This is a genomic window from Endobacterium panacihumi (genome assembly GCF_050847465.1).
Classification (GTDB): Bacteria; Pseudomonadota; Alphaproteobacteria; order Rhizobiales; family Rhizobiaceae; genus Neorhizobium; species Neorhizobium panacihumi.
This window is the reverse complement of record NZ_JBOZRA010000009.1, coordinates 24,959-43,326: the sequence shown is the minus strand read 5'-3', so window position 1 is coordinate 43,326 and position 18,368 is coordinate 24,959. Positions and strand designations below refer to the sequence as shown.

Genomic DNA, 18,368 nt, shown 5'->3' with positions numbered 1-18,368 from the left:
TGCTGTCTGCATCACGATCCATCACGGCAAATCTGCTTGCCTGCGGCCCGGCTGGGCGTCTAAGCCTTTTTCCATGAAAATTGCCTTCTATGCGCCGCTGAAGTCGCCCAACCACCCGGTTCCCTCCGGTGACCGGCTGATGGCGCGCCAGCTGATCGAAATCCTGCGGCGTTGCGGTCACGATGTCGAGATCACATCGGAATTCCGTTCTTTTTCAACCGCGCCGGATGCGCTTGCCGACTTGCAGCAGCAGGCCGCTCTGGAAATCGCGAGGCTCGAAGCGGAATGGCACGCTGGCGGTTCGCCGGATCTGTGGTTTTGTTACCATTCCTATTACAAATCGCCGGATCTGCTCGGCCCGGCGCTCTGCCAAACTCACGGGATTGCCTACGTGACGGCTGAAGCGTCCTATTCACAGCGTCGCAACGGACAGGGCTGGCAAGCGCACCAAGCGTTGCTGGCTGACGCGCTGAAGATGGCAGCGGTCAATATCAGCCTCACCCGGCGCGATCTCGACGGCATTTTGCAATCCGTGCCGGGGGCCGTTCTCGAAAAACTGCCCCCCTTCATCGACACGGCGTCATTCGCAGCCCTGCAGCCGGAACCGGAACCCCTCCGCCTCGTCACCGTCGCGATGATGCGGCCCGGTGACAAGATGAGCAGTTACGCCGCGCTTGCTGCCGGTCTGCAGCGGCTCGACGATCTGCCATGGACCTTGTCCATCGTCGGCGACGGACCAGCGCGGGCAGAGATAGAAAACTTGTTTGCCGGATTCGCTCCGGGCCGTATTTCGTGGCATGGGCAACTTGACGCGGACAAGGTCGCCGAAATCCTTAGCCGAAGCGCGCTCTATCTCTGGCCCGGCCATGGTGAGGCATACGGTCTGGCCTATCTGGAGGCGCAGGCCGCCGGGCTTCCGGTCGTGGCCGAAAAGATTGCCGGCGTGCCTGAAGTGGTCATCGGCGGTCGTACCGGTCATCTGACGCCGCCCGGCGACACACAGGCGTATTCCGACGCCATTCGTGCCCTGATGATTCACGTGGATCACCGCAAAACGATGGCCGCGGCAGCGAGACAGTTTGTCTTGAACGAACGCTCACTCGACCGCGCTGCGATCAGGCTCGAAACAATCCTCAAGATCCATTTGGAAAGATCTCCATGACCGAACGATTGCTGATCGAAGCGTTGGACCGTCTGGCATCGCGTGGCAAGCATGTCACCTTCTGGCTGCGTGACGACGATTGCATCGAGCCGACTGACGCGCTCGACGCCTTCCTGTCCGCCACCGGTCGCCACAATATCCCTGTCACACTGGCGGTGATCCCCGCCCACACGGATGCGCCTTTGGCAAAACGTCTGGAAACGGAAAAAGACGTTCTCGTCGCAGTCCATGGCTGGTCGCATGAGAATCATGGGCCGCAGGGTGTAAAAAAGCGGGAACTTGGGCTTGATCGACCGATCTCGGTCATCGAAGGCGAGTTACGGCAAGGCTTCGAACGTCTTGCCAGCCTGTACGGAAAACGCTTTTTTCCTATGCTGGTGCCGCCGTGGAACCGTATCGATCCGGCCGTCGTCGATCGTCTTCCGGAACTTGGTTGCCGCGCCCTCTCGACCTTTGGCCCTGAAAAGCCGGCACCGGTCAGGATGCTCAACACCCATGTCGATGTCATCGACTGGCACGGCATGCGTGGCGGCCGCGATGCCGATACGCTGTTTGCGGAAATCGCCGCTCTTTGCGTACCCGGTGGCGTGGTTGGTGTACTCACGCATCATCTCGTGCACGATGCGGCAGTGACAAACTTTCTCGGCCGGCTGTTTGGCCTCAGTCAAACACACTCCGGCTGCCGCTGGCGTTCCGCAGCGGATATTCTGTCGTCACCAGCTTTTCCAACCGATCAGAAAGCCTGACGGTCCGGACTTGTCGGCAGCCTTCAACACCGCATCCATCGGTGCCTGCTGTGGCAGATTGGCGGCGACGAACCCCGTATCCGGTACGGTAACCGCCACCATCCGCGCCAGAAGCGTAAAGATCACCGGTCCCGTCGCCCACCAGGCGGGCGCACCCGGCAGTTCCGCCATCACACCCGGCAGCGCATCAACGAGAATGCCAAACAGCGGATGGTCGGGTGGCGCGGCGATGAAGGAGTTGGTGAGAAGCAGGCTGTCGCCGCCGAGATTGCGCGGCGTCTGTTCGGCAAGCGCCGACAGGCCAACCAGCGGCATGAACGCATCGAAACCCGCATCGTCACGCGCAGGATACCAGTCGCAGTCTAGATAGATGCCGCCTTCGCGCGCCAGGATCAGATAACGGGCCACATCGACCGCGCCCGGAAAATCGCCGTCATCGAGAAATGCCCGGAAAACCGCATTGTCGTAGACGCCGATCGCCCGGATATCGTCCTCCCGCCACAGGCGATAATCGTAGCCAGTTGCCTCGGCATGCCGCCGCCACGCCTCGACGCTTACGGGAACGGGCTTGGAGCCGATCCAGATCTGGTGGATCCTGCGTGGCACAGGCTCGGCGTTCATGGCCGTCATCGTTCGAAATGCGGCGTCTTGAATGCAGAAATGCTGCGTCACCCGCTTTGGGTCGGGCACGAGATTGTATTGCAGGCCGATACGGGCAATAGCATCTCCCTCTGCCTTGGCGAGTTTCAGAAAGGCAGAGTGCAGTTTTCGTGGCATGCCGAGCAGCGTCATCGGCCCCAAAGCAGCCACAGATCCAGGCGTCAGCGCGGATCGCATGTCGTTCAGAGCATCACGCGCTGCCGTAAACCGCCGTTCGGCGATCAGGGTCTTTGCTGCCTGTAACGAGGCCTTTTCATCTTGGCCGATACTCATGCCGTCATGCTCCGGTCGCTGTATTTCACCTCAGTGCGGCTACGATGTTTCTCTCCCCACGGTCAAACGCTTTCCGCAGCCGGGAACCAAGTTCGGTTTTGCGATTTCTGTTACATGGACAGAGTAAGCCTGCGTGCTATAGGCTGCTGAAAAGTGTCCTACATTGGCCCATACCCTCGCTATTCTCGCGGGACATCAGGATAAAGCCTTGACTGAACGCCACGATTTGCTGCGCGCCGAAAATCTGAGCGTATCGTTCCCGTTCTACGGTGGACGCATCGAGGCGATCCGCAATTTCAGCCTGCGCATTTCTCCCGGCAAGGTCACGGCTTTGGTGGGCGAATCCGGTTCCGGAAAATCCGTCTTCGGACGCACGATCATGGATATCGAATCGGCATCGGCGCAGATCGGCGGCCGTGTTGTGTTCAACGATCCGGCGAGCAGCGAAGGCCCCATCGATCTCCTTGCTTTGCCGCATGACGGGCGAAAAATCCGGTCCATTCGCGGAAATCGCATCGGCATGATCTTTCAGGAACCGATGGTCTCCTTCTCACCGCTGCATACGATCGGCAACCAGATCGAGGAAGCGTTGAAAACCCACACGATCCTGTCGCCGAAGGAGCGGCACGAACGGGTCATCGAAATGCTCGGCCTTGTCGGTTTCTCCAAGCCGAACAAGGTTTTTGGCATGTATCCGTTCGAGCTTTCAGGCGGCATGCGTCAGCGTGCGATGATCGCCATGGCGCTGATCTGCCGCCCTGCACTCCTGGTTGCGGACGAACCGACGACGGCGCTTGATGTCACCATCCAGGCGCAGATCCTCAAACTCCTGAAAGACCTGCAATCGCGTTTCGACATGGCGATGCTGTTGATCACCCATGATCTTGGTGTGGTTGCCAATCTCGCGGACGAGGTCGTCGTCGTTTATCGCGGCGAGGTGATGGAAGCCGGTCCAGTCGATGATATTTTTCGCAATCCTCAGCATCCCTATCTCAGGGGGCTGATGGCGGCCGTTCCGCATTTTGACATGCAGCCTGGCGAACGGCTGAAGCCGTTGCGTGACATCGGTGTCGATGGCGGCCGTATGCTGGCGAAAAAGAAGGCGGCAGCCGATCCTGATCCGGCGCGCCCGCGTTCGGATGTTCTTTTGTCCGTGCGCAATATCAGCAAATCCTTCACCGCGCGCCGCTCAGGCTTTTTCGGCCTCGGCGCGCCGGAAAAGACGCTTGCCGTCAACGATGTCAGTTTCGATATCCTGCGTGGCGAAAGTCTCGGTCTGGTCGGCGAAAGTGGCTGCGGCAAGACCACGCTCAGCAAGATTTTGATGCGTGGGCTGAGCGCGGATACGGGCAGCGTCACCTTCAATGGTGCCGAAGGTCCTGTCGATGTTCTGCACGCCGAACGAGAGGATCTGAAGATCCTGCGGCGCAAGGTGCAGATGGTGTTTCAGGACCCCGTCTCGTCCCTGTCGCCGCGTATGACGGTGCGCAACATTATCGGCGAACCGCTGCAGATTCATGAAAAGGGCGATGCCGAAAAGCGCACGCGCATCGTCGAGGCGCTCACCAGTGCCATTGGGCTGGATCGCAGTGCGCTCAGCCGTTATCCGCACAGTTTTTCCGGTGGCCAGCGCCAGCGTATCGGCATCGCCCGCGCTCTTGCCTTGGGCCCGGAACTGCTGATCTGCGACGAGCCTGTCTCTGCGCTCGATGTATCGATCCAGGCACAGATCCTCAATCTGTTGAAGGATCTCAAGAAGGAACTCGGCCTCACCTATCTGTTCATCTCCCACAATCTCGCGGTGGTGAATTATATGGCGGATCGCGTTGCCGTCATGTATGCGGGCCGCATTGTCGAGATCGGCCCCGTTGAGACGATTATGCGCTGCCCGGTTCACCCCTATACGCGCAAGCTGCTGGCAGCCGTTCCTTACCCGGATCTCGATCGCCCGCTTGATTACGCCACTGTCGGCAGTGCGCTGAAACGCCCGAAATGGGATGCGCCTTTCGACGATGATGACCAGCCGGAAAACCTGGCGCATGCGGATCTCGGCGGCGGCCATTTCGTTCTGGCGCAACGCAGCGTCGATGCCCGAGAGTTGCGGGAAAGGGAGTTGCGGCCATGATCACCCGTCGCGTCCTCCTCTCCCTTCTCGCATCTTCTGCTGTCGTGCCCTTTGCGCGGGCCACCGAGACAGAGGCCGGTCTCGACGCATCGACCGTGCCGCCCGGTGCGCCGAAGGCAGCACGCGTCATCAATCTTGGCGCACTCGGCCGTGAGCCCGGTAAACGCGGCGGCACCGTGCGCATGCTGATCGGCGGTCAGCGCGATATCCGCCTGATGCCCATCAACGGTTATGCCCGACTGATCGGTTACGACGAGCACCTCAATCCGCTGCCGGATATTCTTGAAAGTTTCGAGATCGAGCATTCGCAGGTCTTCACGTTTCGCCTGCGCGAAGGACATCGCTGGTCGGATGGCAGCCCCTTCACGACGGAGGATTTTCGCTACGTCTGGGAGGACATGTTCCACAACAAGGAACTGCATCGCGGCGGTATTCCGGCAGAATTGAAGGTCGATGGCGCGGAACCGCGTTTCGAAATTCTCGATGAACGCACCGTGCGTTATTCCTGGGATACGCCCAACCCGGACTTTCTGGCCCAGCAGGCAGCCCCTTCGCCGACGCGGCTGATGATGCCCTCGGCCTATATGAAACAGTTCCATCCAAAATATCAGGATGCGGAAACGCTGGCGAAGCTGATCAAGAAGAACAGGGTCGATGACTGGTCTTCCCTTCACCAATTCATGGGCCGCACCGTGCGGCCGGAAAATCCCGACCTGCCGACGCTCGAACCCTGGTGCCCGCGCACCAAGCCGCCGGCCCAGCAGTTCATCTTCGAGCGCAATCCGCATTTCCACCGGGTCGACGAAAATGGCCTGCAACTGCCCTATATCGATAAGTTCGTACTGAATGTCAGTTCGCCCGGTCTGATCGCCGCGAAAGCCGGCTCTGGCGAAAGCGATCTGCAAATCGCCAATATCGATTTTGCCGATTACACATTCCTGAAAAGCTCGGAAAAACGTTTTCCCGTTCACGTCAATCTGTGGAAACGCACGCAGGGGTCACGCATCGCGCTGATGCCCAATCTCAACTGCAAGGACGAGGTCTGGCGCAAGCTGTTCTGGGATGTCCGGGTCCGGCGCGCCTTGTCGCTGGCCATCGATCGCAGCGAAATCAACAAGGCGGTGTTTTATGGCATCGCCAAGGAAAGTGCCAACACGGTCATGCCGGAGAGCCGGCTTTATCGCCCGGAATATGCGCAGGCCTATGCCGCGTATGATCCGGAAACGGCAAATCGCTTGCTCGATGAAGTGGGTCTTGATCGACGCAATGAAAAAGGCTTGCGCTTGCTGTCGGATGGCCGTGTTGCCCACATCACCATCGAATCCGCCGGTGAAGATTCGTTCGAAAGCGATGTGCTGGAACTGGTCGCCGATCACCTCTTCAAGGTTGGCATCGCCATCCACACGCGGGCAACGCAACGAGAACTGTTCCGACGCCGCATTCGTGGCGGCGAAACGATCATGTCCGTCTGGCAGGGGCTGGATAATGGCGTGCCGACCGCCGACATGTCGCCGCAAGAACTGGCTCCGACTTCTGACGATCAGGTATTCTGGCCGAACTGGGGCCTGAACTACATGTCGGGCGGCGGCGATGGTAATCCTCCCGACATGCCGGAAGCGAAACAGTTGCTCGACCTTCTGAAGGAATGGCGCCGCAGTGGCGAGACCAGCGAGCGCGAAGAGATCTGGCACAGGATGTTGTCGATCTTCACGCAACAGGTTTTCACCATCGGCATCGTCAATGCGGCGTTGCAGCCGGTGGTCAGTTCATCGAGGTTACGCAACATGCCGTCGCGTGGGCTGTTCTGTTTCGATCCCTATTCCTACCTCGGTGTCTATATGCCGGATACGTTCTGGTTCGGGGAGAGTGCCTGATGCTGCGTTACATTCTCTGGCGCATCCTGGTGATGATTCCGACGCTGCTTCTGATTTCGATGCTGGTCTTCACCATCATCGAATTGCCGCCGGGCGATTATTTCGAAAGTTATATCGAGGAATTGCGGGCCATCGGCGAAAAGGCCGATCTGCAGGAAATCGAGGAGCTGCGGGCGCGTTACGGTTACGACAAGCCGATACCGATCCGTTACCTCAACTGGGTCGGGGGCATGCTGGTCGGCGATTTCGGTTATTCCTTCGAATATCGTCTGCCGGTCAGCGAAGTTGTGGGTGATCGGTTGTGGCTCACGGTTCTCGTCTCCTTCGTCACCATCGCTCTTACCTGGATCATCGCCTTCCCGATCGGCGTTTATTCGGCCACCCGCCAATATAGCTGGGGTGATTATGGGCTGACGCTGTTCGGCCTGATCGGCATTGCCGTGCCGAATTTCATCTTTGCGCTGATCTTGATGTATTTCGCCAATATCTGGTTCGGCACCACGATCGGCCACCTGATGGACCAGAAATATCTCAACCAGCCGATGAGCTGGGACAAGTTCTGGTCGATCCTCGAACATCTCTGGATCCCGGTTATCATCATCGGTACGGCTGGCACGGCATCGATGGTGCGACGTCTGCGCGCCAACCTTTTGGATGAGCTTCAAAAACAATATGTCATGACGGCGCGCGCCAAAGGCCTGCATCCGATGAAGGTGCTGGTCAAATATCCGCTGCGCATGTCGCTCAATTTTTTCATCTCGGATATCGGCTCGATCCTGCCGTCGATCATTTCAGGCGCGGAAATCACCGCCGTTGTCCTGTCTCTGGAAACGACAGGTCCGATGCTGATCAAGGCCCTGCAGAGCCAGGACATGTATCTCGCCGGCTCTTTCCTGATGTTTTTGGCATTCCTGACCGTCATCGGCGTTCTGGTTTCGGATATCGCGCTGGCACTGTTTGATCCGCGCATTCGTCTGAAGGGAGGGGCCACCAAGTGAAGCCCATGCTCCCCGAAAGCGGTGCTCCGCTTGACCATTACGTCTCGACGGCGCCGTTCGATCCATACGCGACCGAGGCGTCGGCCGGCTCCAATGCCTATACCGAAGCCTCGCAACTGCGTCTGATGTGGTGGCGGTTCAAGCGCCATCGACTGGCGTTGATTTCCGGCATCCTGCTCGCTGTCGCCTATCTGTCGATCATCATCGTCGAGTTCCTGGCGCCCTATAATCTGCACACCCGCAATATCGACAGCATCTATTCGCCCCCGCAATCGGTGCATCTTTTTCATGATGGCGAGTTTGTCGGGCCGTTTGTCTACAAGCAGAGCATGCAGCTCGACATGACGACGCTGAAGCGCGTCTATACCGATACCAATATCGTCCAGCCGTTGCGTTTCTTCTGTAAGGGTGACGCCTATCGGTTCTGGAACCTCTTCGAAGCCGATCGGCATCTCGTCTGCCCTTCCGAAGGCGGCGATTTTTTCCTGCTCGGTACCGATCGTCTCGGGCGCGACGTGCTCTCACGCATTCTTTATGGCGCGCGCATATCACTCACCATCGGCCTTCTCGGTATTACCACCAGTTTCATTCTCGGCATTGTGATCGGGGGACTGGCCGGTTATCGCGGCGGTGTGTTCGACCTCATCGTCCAGCGTATCATTGAGGTGCTGCAGTCCATCCCCAGCATCCCCTTGTGGCTGGCGCTTGCCGCCATCATGCCGCTCACCTGGAGCCCCTTGGTGATCTATCTCGGCATCACCTTCATCCTCGGCCTACTGGATTGGACGGGGCTGGCGAGGGCGGTACGGTCAAAGCTTTTTTCCTTGCGTGAGGAGGACTATGTCCTTGCTGCGCAGCTGATGGGTGCCAGCAAAACTCGCATCATCGGCCGCCATCTGGTCCCGGGTTTCATGTCGCATCTCATCGCCAGCGCCACGCTCGCCATCCCCGGCATGATCCTCGGGGAAACCACGCTCAGTTTCCTCGGCCTTGGCCTGCGTGCGCCAATCACAAGCTGGGGTGTCTTGCTCACGGAAGCGCGAACAGTTAACGTGATCGCCCTCTACCCATGGCTCCTGTTTCCGGTCATCCCGGTCATCGTGGTGATCCTGGCCTTCAACTTTTTGGGAGACGGCTTGCGCGACGCCGCCGATCCCTACAAGTGACACGCATTGCATTCGTATAATCTGTAACGAAAGACCCACATGACGCGCCGTCTCGATAACGCTCGCATCCTCATGTACAGCCATGACACGTTCGGACTCGGCCATCTGCGCCGCTGTCGCGCCATCGCCCATTCGCTGGTCGAGGATTATCGTGGCCTCAACGTACTGATCATTTCCGGTGCCACGATCGCTGGCGCCTTCGACTATCGCGCCCGCGTCGATTTCGTGAAGATCCCCTCGGTGATCAAGCTGCGCAACGGCGAATACACGTCGATGGACCAGCATATCGATCTTCAGGAAACCTTGAAGATGCGCCAGTCGATCATCCGCCACACCGCTGAAACATTTGATCCCGACATCTTCATCATCGACAAGGAGCCGCTCGGCCTGCGCGGCGAGGTGGAAGATACACTGGCCTATCTGAAGACCCGCGGCACCAAGCTGGTGCTCGGCCTGCGCGAAGTCATGGACGCACCGCATCTTCTCGAAAAGGAATGGCAGCGCAATGATGTGATGCGCAAGATCGGCCAGTATTACGACGATATCTGGGTGTATGGTCCGCCGGAGTTTTATGATCCGCTGGTCGGCCTCGACGCACCGCAAAACGTCCGCTCCAAGATGCATTTCGTGGGTTTCCTGCAACGCGCGGTCGGCGAAGGCGTGCAGTCGGACCACCGTCAGAAGGGTGATTATATTCTTGTCACGACCGGTGGCGGCGGCGATGGCGCCGATCTCGTGCAGGAGGTCATTGCCGCTTATGAGGCTGATCCCACCTTCACCCAGAAGGCGCTCATCGTGCTCGGCCCCTATATGCCCGCCGAACAGCGCCATCGCCTGCAGCAGGCGGCCGAACGTGTCGGTCCGCTCGAAGTCATCGAGTTCGACAACCGCATGGAAGATCTGGTCGCCAATGCGAAAGCGGTCGTCGCCATGGGTGGCTACAACACCTATTGTGAAATCCTCTCCTTCGACAAACCGGCGCTGATCGTGCCGCGCACCCAGCCGCGCGAAGAACAGTTGATCCGCGCAAGACGTGCGACTGAACTCGGCCTCGTGACAATGCTTTTGCCGGAGGAATCAGCCGATCCCAAGCGGATGGCAGCGGCGCTGAGAAACCTTCTCACCCAGCCCGCCCCCTCTGCTGGTGCCCCCAGCTTGCGGCTGGAAGGCCTTGCCCATATCTCGTCCATGGTCGGCGACTGGATGAATCGCCGCGACGGTGACCATCTCACAGTCGTGCAGGGCTGACCTCTCCCATGCCGGAATTGAAGAAGATCGTCGTGCTGCTGAAGGGTTATCCGCGCCTTTCGGAAACTTTTATCGCGCAGGAACTTTTGGGGCTGGAACGGACCGGGCTGTCGCTTGAACTGTTTTCCATGCGCCGCCCCACCGACAAGAAGCGTCATCCCATCCATGACGAGATCCGGGCACCTGTAAAATATCTGCCCGAATACCTGCATGAGGAGCCGCTGCGGGTTTTGTGCTCGCTCATGAAGGCGGCGCGCCAGCCGGGTTTCGGTAAAGCGTTTCGCCAGTTCCTGTCCGACCTGAGACGCGATTTCTCCCGCAACCGTTTTCGCCGTTTCGGCCAAGCCGCCGTGCTGGTGGCCGAATGGCCGCAGGATGCGGATTGGCTGTACGTGCATTTCATCCACACGCCCGCCTCGGTCGGCGCCTATGCGGGCATGATCGCCAATATCCCGTGGTCGGTCTCGGCGCATGCCAAGGATATCTGGACGTCGCCCATCTGGGATTTGCAGGGCAAGCTTCAGCAAGCCAATTGGGCTGTCACCTGCACGCGCGCCGGGTTCGATCACCTGACGGATCTGGCCGGCCGTGAGGGTGTGGTGAACCTCAGCTATCACGGCCTCGATCTCGATCGTTTTCCGGTCTTTGCCGAAAAGCGGAATGTCCGCGATGGTTCATCGGCCGATGACCCTGCCATCATTCTCTCCGTGGGCCGCGCTGTGAAAAAGAAGGGCTACGACACCCTTCTCAACGCCTTGGCACTGCTGCCAAAAGACCTCCACTGGCGTTTTCGCCATATCGGCGGCGGTGAACAGTTGCCCGCCCTGAAGGCGCAGGCGGAACAGCTTGGCATCACTGATCGCATTGAATGGTTCGGCGCATTGGCGCAGGTGGAAGTGTTGGAACATGACCGCACCAGCGACGTCTTTGCGCTCGCCTCGCGCATCACGGATGACGGTGATCGCGATGGCCTGCCGAACGTGCTTGTCGAGGCCGCCAGCCAGCGCATGGCTTGCGTGGCAACGGCACAGGCCGGCATTTCGGAACTGTTCGTCGATGGCGAAAACGGCCTGCTCGTGCCGCCCGAAGACCCGGCAGCCCTTGCCGCGGCCCTTGAACGCATGATCCGCGATCCGGCGCTCCGTCAGCGTCTCGGCGATGCCGCCGAACACCGCGTGCGCCACGAATTCGATCATCGCGCCAGCATCCGCCAGCTTGAAACGCTGTTTGCAGCCCATCGCGGAAAGGCCTGACATGTCCACCCATAAAACCCGGCAGCTGCGCGTCTTCTTCTACGTCCAGCATCTGCTCGGCATCGGTCATTTGGCCCGCGCCAGCCGTATCGCGGCGGCATTGGTTGAAGATGGTTTCGCCGTCACGCTTGTCACCGGTGGGTTGCCCGTCAAAGGGTTTCCGGGGCCGGGCATCGATCATGTCGAACTGCCACCGGTTGCCACCGGCGTCGAATTCGCCGGTCTGGCGCAGGCGGATGGCACGCCGGTCGACAAGGCTTTTGAAGAAGCCCGCACAAAAATGCTTCTCGACGCCTTTCATCGAATAAACTCGGATATGGTGATCACCGAAGCCTTTCCGTTCGGCCGCCGTCAGGTGCGTTTCGAGCTTCTGCCGCTGCTCGATGCTATCGAGGCCGCCAATCCGCGTCCGATCGTCTGTGCCTCGGTGCGTGATATCCTGCAGGAAAACCGTAAACCCGGCCGCGATCAGGAAACCGTCGATCTGGTGCAAAACCATTTCGACCACGTGCTCGTTCACGGTGACCCGAGTTTCGCGCGTATCGAGGATACATTTCCGCTTGCAGACAAGATTGCCGACCGTGTCATCTATACGGGGATGGTTGCCCCACCGGCGCCGACACCCTCGCAGGAACATTACGATATCGTCGTGTCCGCCGGCGGCGGCGTGGTCGGTGCGGCCTTAATGGAAGCCGCCGTCGCAGCCTCTGCCGATTTCGATCCGGTGTTGAAGTGGTGCGTCATCACCGGTCCCAACCTGCCGCAAGCGGATTTCGATCGTCTAGCTGCGAATGCAGCAGACAACATTACCCTGTTCCGCTTCCGCCCGGATTTTCCGAACTTGCTGGCCGCCGCGACGCTTTCCATTTCGCAGGCCGGTTACAATACGGTGGGCGATCTTCTGCAGACCTCTTGCCGCCTGCTTCTCGTACCCTTCGCGACCGGCGGAGAAACAGAGCAGACGGAACGTGCGGAAAAGCTGAAAGCCATGGGGCTTGCTGCTGTCGTGGGAGAGGCATCGCTGTCGAAGGAAACCATGTCTGCGGCGATCGCCGAAGCCCTGAAACTGCCGCCGCCATCTTCGGTCGATATCCGCCTGGATGGCGCGAAGGAAACGGCGCGGATTTTACGCAAGCTTCTGGCAGGGCGGCAAGGCTGAGTTTTATCGGCCGGCTGCTCTCTGGAAAGGGGCAGCCATTCGGCATCGACGTCACCGTCAAAACGCTTCGCTCATCGCAAACCTTTCAAACTCTTACTCTTCTTCACTTGCGTTTTCGCAATTCTGGAACCTCCGCCCTTTCCCGGCGTTGAGCGTGCTTGACGCTGGAGGAGGACGCCCGATGACCACGCCCGTAACCAAGCCGGATGATTCGGCCGAGCCGAAAACCGAACTCAATCGCATGATCGGCCCCGGTCTTCTGCTTCTCTTCATCGTCGGCGATATTCTTGGCACCGGTATCTACGCACTCACCGGTCAGGTTGCGGCCGAAGTCGGAGGCGTTGTCTGGTTGCCTTTCCTCGTTGCCTTTGCGGTCGCAATGGTCACCGCCTGCAGTTATCTCGAACTCGTCACAAAATATCCGAAGGCGGCTGGCGCAGCGCTCTACACCCACAAGGCTTTCGGGGTGCATTTCCTGACCTTCATTGTTGCCTTCGCGGTCATGTCCTCCGGCATCACATCAGCCTCGACGGCATCCCGCGCCTTCGCCTCCAATTTCACGGCCGCCACCGGCTTTGATTTCGGCACCTACGGCGTCACCGGCGTGGCGCTGTTCTTCATCGCCGCCGTGGCTCTCATCAATTTCCGTGGTGTTGGTGAAAGTGTGAAGATGAACGTGCTTTTGACCGTGGTCGAACTCACCGGCCTGTTCATCATCATCGGCATTGGTTTCTGGGCCATCGGCAATGGCCAGGGCGATGTTTCTCGCGTCTGGACGTTTGAACCTGCGGGTGATCATGGCGTCATCTGGTCTGTCGTGGCCGCCACGACACTGGCCTTTTTCGCCATGGTCGGCTTCGAGGATTCGGTCAACATGGCCGAAGAATGCAAGCAGCCCAGCCGCATCTTTCCTAAAGTCCTTCTCGGTGGTCTCGTCATCACCGGCGTCATCTATATTCTGGTCGCCATCTCGGCCATCACGCTCGTCTCCGCTGCCGATCTCGGCGAAGGTGAAACGCCGCTCCTGAAGGTTGTTCAGGCCGGGGCGCCGAATTTTCCGATCAGCATTTTTGGTGTCATCACCATGTTCGCTGTCGCCAATTCGGCGCTGATCAACATGATGATGGCGAGCCGCCTGATCTATGGCATGAGCCGTGAAGGCGTGCTGCCGGCTGCACTCGGTAAGGTCCACAAGGCGCGCCGCACGCCCTATATCGCGATCTTTTTCACCACTGTGCTTGCCATTGGCCTGATCGTTTTTGCCGGCGGTGTGAAGGAACTTGGCGGCACCACTGCGCTCTTGCTGCTCGGGGTCTTCGCCCTTGTAAACGTCGCGGTCCTCGTGCTGCGCAAAGATAAGGTCGGCCACAAGCATTTTCGCACACCGACCTTCCTGCCAGTTATCGGCGCGGCAAGCTGCCTGTTTCTCGTCGGCCCGTGGACCGGTCGCGAACCGGTACAATACACCATTGCCGCCATCCTGCTCGCCATCGGTGTCGTCCTGTGGTTTGCCACCGTACGGTTCATGAAGTCGCAGGCCCAGACAGCCTGAGTAAGCGACGCGGCTCAGCGCCGATGGGATGAGCCGCCTGCCGTTCCGACGTTTTCACGGATCTCGACGCTTGCGCGCCGGAACCAAGTTCTGGCGAGAACGTTATAAGCCGCTGTCCATCATCTCGATTTCGGTTATGATCGACTGCGGTTCAACCGTCTCTCCATGGGTTTTCAATGGTCAACCTTCGCATCGTCACCACGGATAATCAGGCCAGCGGTTCGCCGAGCGAAATGTCGGACATTGAGTTGCTGCATACAATCAGTGTCGATCTGATTGGAGAACAGGATCGTCAGGCGCTTTACGGCAAGATTGTCGATGCGGCGATCTCGATCACCCAATCGCAATTCGGTACCATGCAGCTGCTGCGCAAATCGGAAGACGGTTCGGCAAGTGGTCTTCATCTGCTTGTGTCACGCGGGCTGACCGCCGAGGACAAAGCCGTCTGGCAATGGGTAACCCCGAAAGCTTTGAGCAGCTGCACTCAGGCACTGAAGTCCGGACAACGTGCCGTCATACCGGATTTCGAAAGCTGGGAAGACATTGCGGGCACTGCCGATCTGGCGGCATTTCGAAATGCAGGCATCCGCTCGGCGCAAACCACGCCGCTTCTTGCCCGCGACGGCACTCTTCTGGGCATGATTTCGACGCACTGGGCCAAGCCACACCAGCCATCCGAGCGCGACCTTCGCCTGCTGGATATTCTGGCGCGGCAGGCGGCCGATCTTTTGGAGCGTACCATTGCCGAAGAGGCATTGCGGGAACGCGAAAAAGCATTGGAAGCAAGCGTAGCGGCTCTGCGCGAAACGCAGGAGGTTCAGCAGCTCCTGACTGCGGAACTCGGGCATCGTGTCAAAAACCTGTTCGCAATGGTCACGGCCATCACTTCGCATACGCTGAAGGGCTCCAACGATCAGGCACGTGTGCAAACCTTGCAGCAGCGGCTGATGGCGCTCAGCTCCGCGCACGACATTCTGTTGCAATCCAGCTGGAAAGCCGCCCTTCTTGGTGATGTCGCGACCACTGCTGTCAATGGGGCGGGTGTTGCAGGTCGTATCCGCCTTGAGGGGCCAGACGTCGAGATCGGCTCGAAAGCCGCGTTGAATGTTGCGCTGCTGCTTCACGAATTGACCACCAACGCGCTGAAACACGGCTCCTTGTCGGTCGGTGGCGGCAGCGTTGATCTCAGCTGGCGCGTCGAAGGCAGCGGTCTTGGCCAGACCCTGCGCATGACCTGGCGGGAAACCCGGGGGCCGGCGGTGGTTCCGCCCGACCGCAAGGGGTTTGGCTCGAAATTGATCAGTGCTGGCCTGGGTGGGTCCGGCGGGGTGGTGCTTGCCTATAACAGCACCGGCTTGATGTGCGAAATCAGCGCCCTGGTCGAAGAGCTTCAGGGCTCCCATTGATTGCAGCATACTGACGGCATTTTCTTTGCTGCACGCGGCGCATTGGGACCGTGTTAACACGCCAAATCAAGCATGATGCAGGCATCTGTGTGTGCTGGAATTCATCGATCCTGCCCGACCAGGTCCCGCCATGCTGCTTGCGATCCTTGCACCGGCAGAGCCGTCGCTTCGTATACACCACGAGCAATCGCCCGTGCCGTCACCATCGTTGCCAGATGAAAAATCTCCATCAGCTCCGCCATGCCCTCCACCGGTTTTGAGCCAGTCGCAGCGGCAAACATCGTGTCGCCGTCAAAGGGCAGGTGGGCCGGCAGCACCGCGCGTGCCAGTCCATCATGGGCGAGAATCGAAAGCCGATGCGCCTGCGCCTTGGTCAGCACTGCATCGGTCACAACGACACCGATTGTCGTTGCCGTCACGCTCACGCCCTTGAGGCGCATGTTGGCATCACATGCCGCCGGCATGCCCAGTCCGCCAAACTCGTTATGCTGTTCGAAGGGAGCCGCCCAGAAATGCGGGCCGTCGCCGATCGTTGCCGATCCCAGTGCATTGGCGGCCACCAGTGCCGCCACTCTGTGCCCGGCTTTTGTTCTGGCGCTGGCTGAACCGATACCACCCTTCAAGGTGGCGGTCGTCGCACCCGTTCCCGCACCCACCGTGCCGAGCGCAAAATCCCCTGTTTTGGCGGCTTCGAAAGCAGCATAGCCCATGTCGCGATAGGGGGAATGCCGACCCAGTCCTTGTCCCCGCCATTCAGCAGATCCATCAGGATCGCCTGCGGTACGATCGGCACTTTTGTCGTGCCGACGCTCAATCCCCGGCCGATTTCGCGAAGACCCGCCTGCACGCCGCCAGCCGCATCCAGCCCAAATGCCGAGCCACCGGAAAGCACAAAGGCATCCACCGTCTCGACCGTCATGGACGGGTCGAGAAGGGCGGTGTCACGTCCGCCCGGTGCGCCGCCCAGCACGCTGCCGGAGGCGATCACCGGCTTGTCGAAAACGACTGCCGTCACACCGGAACCGAGCAGGAGATCGGTGGCATGGCCGACGGCCACGCCCGCGATATCGGTCAGCAGGTTTTTCAGCGGCGTGTCGGCAATCATCGGCATCAGTCGATGTCGAATTTCACGCCCTGCGCCAGTGGCAGGGTGCGGCCATAGTTCAGCGTGTTGGTGGCACGGCGCATATAGGCGCGCCAGGCATCCGAACCCGATTCGCGGCCGCCGCCGGTTTCCTTTTCGCCGCCGAATGCGCCACCGATCTCAGCGCCCGAAGGGCCGATATTGACATTGGCGATGCCGCAATCCGAGCCCTGGGAAGAAACAAAGCTTTCGGCCTCGCGCATGTCGTTGGTGAAGATGGAGGACGACAGTCCCTGCGGCACGTCGTTATGCAGGGCAATGGCCTGATCGAAATCGGAATAGCGGATCACGTAGAGAATCGGCGCAAAGGTTTCGTCCTTCACCGGGCCTGTCTGGCCCGGCATTTCCACGATGGCCGGGCGTGCGTAATAGGCGTCAGTTGCATCGTCGGAAAGAACCCGTTCGCCGCCGGACACCTTGCCGCCTGCCGCGCGTGCTGCCTCCAGTGCTGCCTGCATCTTGTCAAAAGCGGCTTTGTCGATCAGCGGGCCGACGAGATTGCCGGATGTCAGCGGGCTACCGATCGTGACCGACTGGTAGGCCTTGATCAGGCGCGGCACCAGCTGGTCGTAAACGCTGTCATGGACGAACAGCCGACGCAGCGTCGTGCAGCGCTGTCCGGCCGTGCCCATGGCGGAAAAGGCGACGCCGCGCAGGGTGAGGTCCAGATCGGCGGTGGGCGTCACGATCGCGGCATTGTTGCCGCCGAGTTCGAGAATCGAGCGGCCAAACCGCTGCGCCACGCGCGGGCCGACGATGCGGCCCATGGCGGTGGAGCCGGTGGCGGAAACCAGCGGCACGTTTTCGTTGTCGACGAGCACTTCGCCGATGTCGCGGCCGCCGATCAGAAGGGTCGAAAGGTTTTCCGGCGCCTCGTAGCCCGCATCGCGGTAACGTTTGACGGCCTTTTCGAAGATCGCCTGGGTGGCAAGCGCGGTCAGCGGCGTCTTTTCGGATGGCTTCCAGACGGTGGAATTGCCGCAGACCAGCGCCAGCGCCGAATTCCACGACCAGACCGCGACCGGAAAGTTGAAGGCCGAGATGATGCCGACGACGCCGAGCGGATGCCAGGTTTCCATCATGCGGTGGTCGGCGCGTTCGGTGGCGATGGTGAGGCCATAAAGCTGACGCGACAGGCCGACGGCGAAATCGCAGATGTCGATCATCTCCTGCACTTCGCCGAGACCTTCCGACGTCACCTTGCCGACTTCGATCGATACGAGTTCGCCGAGTGCATCTTTTGCGCTCCGCAGTTCCTCGCCGAGAAGGCGGATCAATTCGCCGCGCTTGGGGCCAGGCACCTTGCGCCAGCTCAAAAATGCATTTTGCGCCTTTTCGATCGCGGCCTTGGCGTCCGTGGCCGAATGTTCCGGCAGGCTGCCGATCTCCTTGCCGGTGACAGGGGAACGAACCGTCAGCGTACCGCCCTTGTAGCGTGAGGTCGCCACGCCGAGATCGGCAAGAATGCGGTCCACGTCGGCTGCGAGGTCGAGTGTGGCAAGGGTCATGTCGGTCTCCGGTTTTTCGAATGCGCTCTCCCCGAGAGCGTCGTGATTGGCTGCAATGTACAAGTGGCGACGGCCGAGGCAATCGCGATGACGG

Annotated in this window: 13 protein-coding genes and 1 pseudogene; 11 read left to right on the top strand and 3 right to left on the bottom strand. The window is 59.8% G+C overall.

Going from position 1 to position 18,368, the window contains the following annotated elements:
- Positions 1 to 73: 73 nt before the first annotated feature.
- A complete protein-coding gene (locus ACRQ1B_RS26310) occupies positions 74 to 1,162 on the top strand; it encodes a glycosyltransferase family 4 protein (RefSeq protein ID WP_432297086.1) in 1,089 nt (362 codons plus the stop codon).
- Positions 1,159 to 1,908 carry a polysaccharide deacetylase family protein gene (locus ACRQ1B_RS26305; protein ID WP_432297085.1) on the top strand — a complete coding sequence of 250 codons (750 nt, stop codon included), beginning with the start codon at positions 1,159 to 1,161 and terminating at the stop codon, positions 1,906 to 1,908. The genes ACRQ1B_RS26310 and ACRQ1B_RS26305 overlap by 4 nt, the downstream gene beginning before the upstream one ends.
- Here the strand turns inward: ACRQ1B_RS26305 and ACRQ1B_RS26300 are convergent.
- Positions 1,876 to 2,841, bottom strand: a complete 966-nt coding sequence (locus tag ACRQ1B_RS26300) for a glycosyltransferase family 32 protein (RefSeq protein WP_432297084.1) — start codon at positions 2,839 to 2,841, stop codon at positions 1,876 to 1,878. The genes ACRQ1B_RS26305 and ACRQ1B_RS26300 overlap by 33 nt on opposite strands.
- A 208-nt stretch (positions 2,842 to 3,049) precedes the next feature.
- On the opposite strand from ACRQ1B_RS26300, the gene ACRQ1B_RS26295 reads away from it, so the two are divergent.
- From ACRQ1B_RS26295 to ACRQ1B_RS26255, 9 genes are all read left to right on the top strand, one after another.
- Positions 3,050 to 4,966: an ABC transporter ATP-binding protein gene (locus tag ACRQ1B_RS26295; protein WP_432297083.1), complete on the top strand. Its 1,917-nt coding sequence runs from the start codon at positions 3,050 to 3,052 to the stop codon at positions 4,964 to 4,966.
- Complete coding sequence (locus tag ACRQ1B_RS26290; RefSeq protein WP_432297082.1) at positions 4,963 to 6,840, top strand: ABC transporter substrate-binding protein; 1,878 nt, start codon at positions 4,963 to 4,965, stop codon at positions 6,838 to 6,840. The genes ACRQ1B_RS26295 and ACRQ1B_RS26290 overlap by 4 nt, the downstream gene beginning before the upstream one ends.
- On the top strand, positions 6,840 to 7,838 hold the full coding sequence (locus ACRQ1B_RS26285) for an ABC transporter permease (protein WP_432297081.1): 999 nt from the start codon (positions 6,840 to 6,842) through the stop codon (positions 7,836 to 7,838). Before ACRQ1B_RS26290 ends, ACRQ1B_RS26285 begins: the two co-directional genes overlap by 1 nt.
- A 5-nt stretch (positions 7,839 to 7,843) precedes the next feature.
- A complete protein-coding gene (locus ACRQ1B_RS26280; RefSeq protein WP_432297080.1) occupies positions 7,844 to 9,004 on the top strand; it encodes an ABC transporter permease in 1,161 nt (386 codons plus the stop codon).
- Between the two features lie 39 nt (positions 9,005 to 9,043).
- Complete coding sequence (locus ACRQ1B_RS26275) at positions 9,044 to 10,252, top strand: glycosyltransferase family protein (RefSeq protein WP_432297079.1); 1,209 nt, start codon at positions 9,044 to 9,046, stop codon at positions 10,250 to 10,252.
- Between the two features lie 8 nt (positions 10,253 to 10,260).
- Positions 10,261 to 11,505 (top strand): glycosyltransferase, encoded by a 1,245-nt coding sequence (locus ACRQ1B_RS26270; RefSeq protein WP_432297078.1) that lies wholly within the window; start codon positions 10,261 to 10,263, stop codon positions 11,503 to 11,505.
- A gap of 1 nt (position 11,506) precedes the next feature.
- Entirely contained in the window at positions 11,507 to 12,664 is a 1,158-nt protein-coding gene (locus ACRQ1B_RS26265; RefSeq protein WP_432297077.1) for a glycosyltransferase family protein, read from the top strand.
- Positions 12,665 to 12,845: 181 nt separating this feature from the next.
- The gene (locus ACRQ1B_RS26260; protein WP_432297076.1) at positions 12,846 to 14,216 is read left to right on the top strand and encodes an APC family permease; all 1,371 of its coding nucleotides are present in this window, start codon (positions 12,846 to 12,848) and stop codon (positions 14,214 to 14,216) included.
- A gap of 176 nt (positions 14,217 to 14,392) precedes the next feature.
- Entirely contained in the window at positions 14,393 to 15,622 is a 1,230-nt protein-coding gene (locus tag ACRQ1B_RS26255; RefSeq protein ID WP_432297075.1) for an HWE histidine kinase domain-containing protein, read from the top strand.
- A gap of 101 nt (positions 15,623 to 15,723) precedes the next feature.
- On the opposite strand, the pseudogene ACRQ1B_RS26250 reads toward ACRQ1B_RS26255, so the two are convergent.
- Positions 15,724 to 16,727 (bottom strand): annotated as a pseudogene (locus tag ACRQ1B_RS26250) (P1 family peptidase).
- A 5-nt stretch (positions 16,728 to 16,732) separates the two neighbouring features.
- Positions 16,733 to 18,274: an L-piperidine-6-carboxylate dehydrogenase gene (amaB, locus tag ACRQ1B_RS26245; protein WP_432297074.1), complete on the bottom strand. Its 1,542-nt coding sequence runs from the start codon at positions 18,272 to 18,274 to the stop codon at positions 16,733 to 16,735.
- Positions 18,275 to 18,368 lie beyond the last annotated feature (94 nt).

What these genes read in the sequence shown, in the direction of transcription:
- ACRQ1B_RS26310 (WP_432297086.1), top strand. Translation starts at nt 74, where the DNA reads ATGAAAATTGCCTTCTATGCGCCGCTGAAGTCGCCCAACCACCCGGTT.
- ACRQ1B_RS26305 (WP_432297085.1), top strand. Translation starts at nt 1,159, where the DNA reads ATGACCGAACGATTGCTGATCGAAGCGTTGGACCGTCTGGCATCGCGT.
- ACRQ1B_RS26300 (WP_432297084.1), bottom strand. Translation starts at nt 2,841, where the DNA reads ATGAGTATCGGCCAAGATGAAAAGGCCTCGTTACAGGCAGCAAAGACC.
- ACRQ1B_RS26290 (WP_432297082.1), top strand. Translation starts at nt 4,963, where the DNA reads ATGATCACCCGTCGCGTCCTCCTCTCCCTTCTCGCATCTTCTGCTGTC.
- ACRQ1B_RS26285 (WP_432297081.1), top strand. Translation starts at nt 6,840, where the DNA reads ATGCTGCGTTACATTCTCTGGCGCATCCTGGTGATGATTCCGACGCTG.
- ACRQ1B_RS26280 (WP_432297080.1), top strand. Translation starts at nt 7,844, where the DNA reads ATGCTCCCCGAAAGCGGTGCTCCGCTTGACCATTACGTCTCGACGGCG.
- ACRQ1B_RS26275 (WP_432297079.1), top strand. Translation starts at nt 9,044, where the DNA reads ATGACGCGCCGTCTCGATAACGCTCGCATCCTCATGTACAGCCATGAC.
- ACRQ1B_RS26270 (WP_432297078.1), top strand. Translation starts at nt 10,261, where the DNA reads ATGCCGGAATTGAAGAAGATCGTCGTGCTGCTGAAGGGTTATCCGCGC.
- ACRQ1B_RS26265 (WP_432297077.1), top strand. Translation starts at nt 11,507, where the DNA reads ATGTCCACCCATAAAACCCGGCAGCTGCGCGTCTTCTTCTACGTCCAG.
- ACRQ1B_RS26260 (WP_432297076.1), top strand. Translation starts at nt 12,846, where the DNA reads ATGACCACGCCCGTAACCAAGCCGGATGATTCGGCCGAGCCGAAAACC.
- ACRQ1B_RS26255 (WP_432297075.1), top strand. Translation starts at nt 14,393, where the DNA reads ATGGTCAACCTTCGCATCGTCACCACGGATAATCAGGCCAGCGGTTCG.
- amaB (WP_432297074.1), bottom strand. Translation starts at nt 18,274, where the DNA reads ATGACCCTTGCCACACTCGACCTCGCAGCCGACGTGGACCGCATTCTT.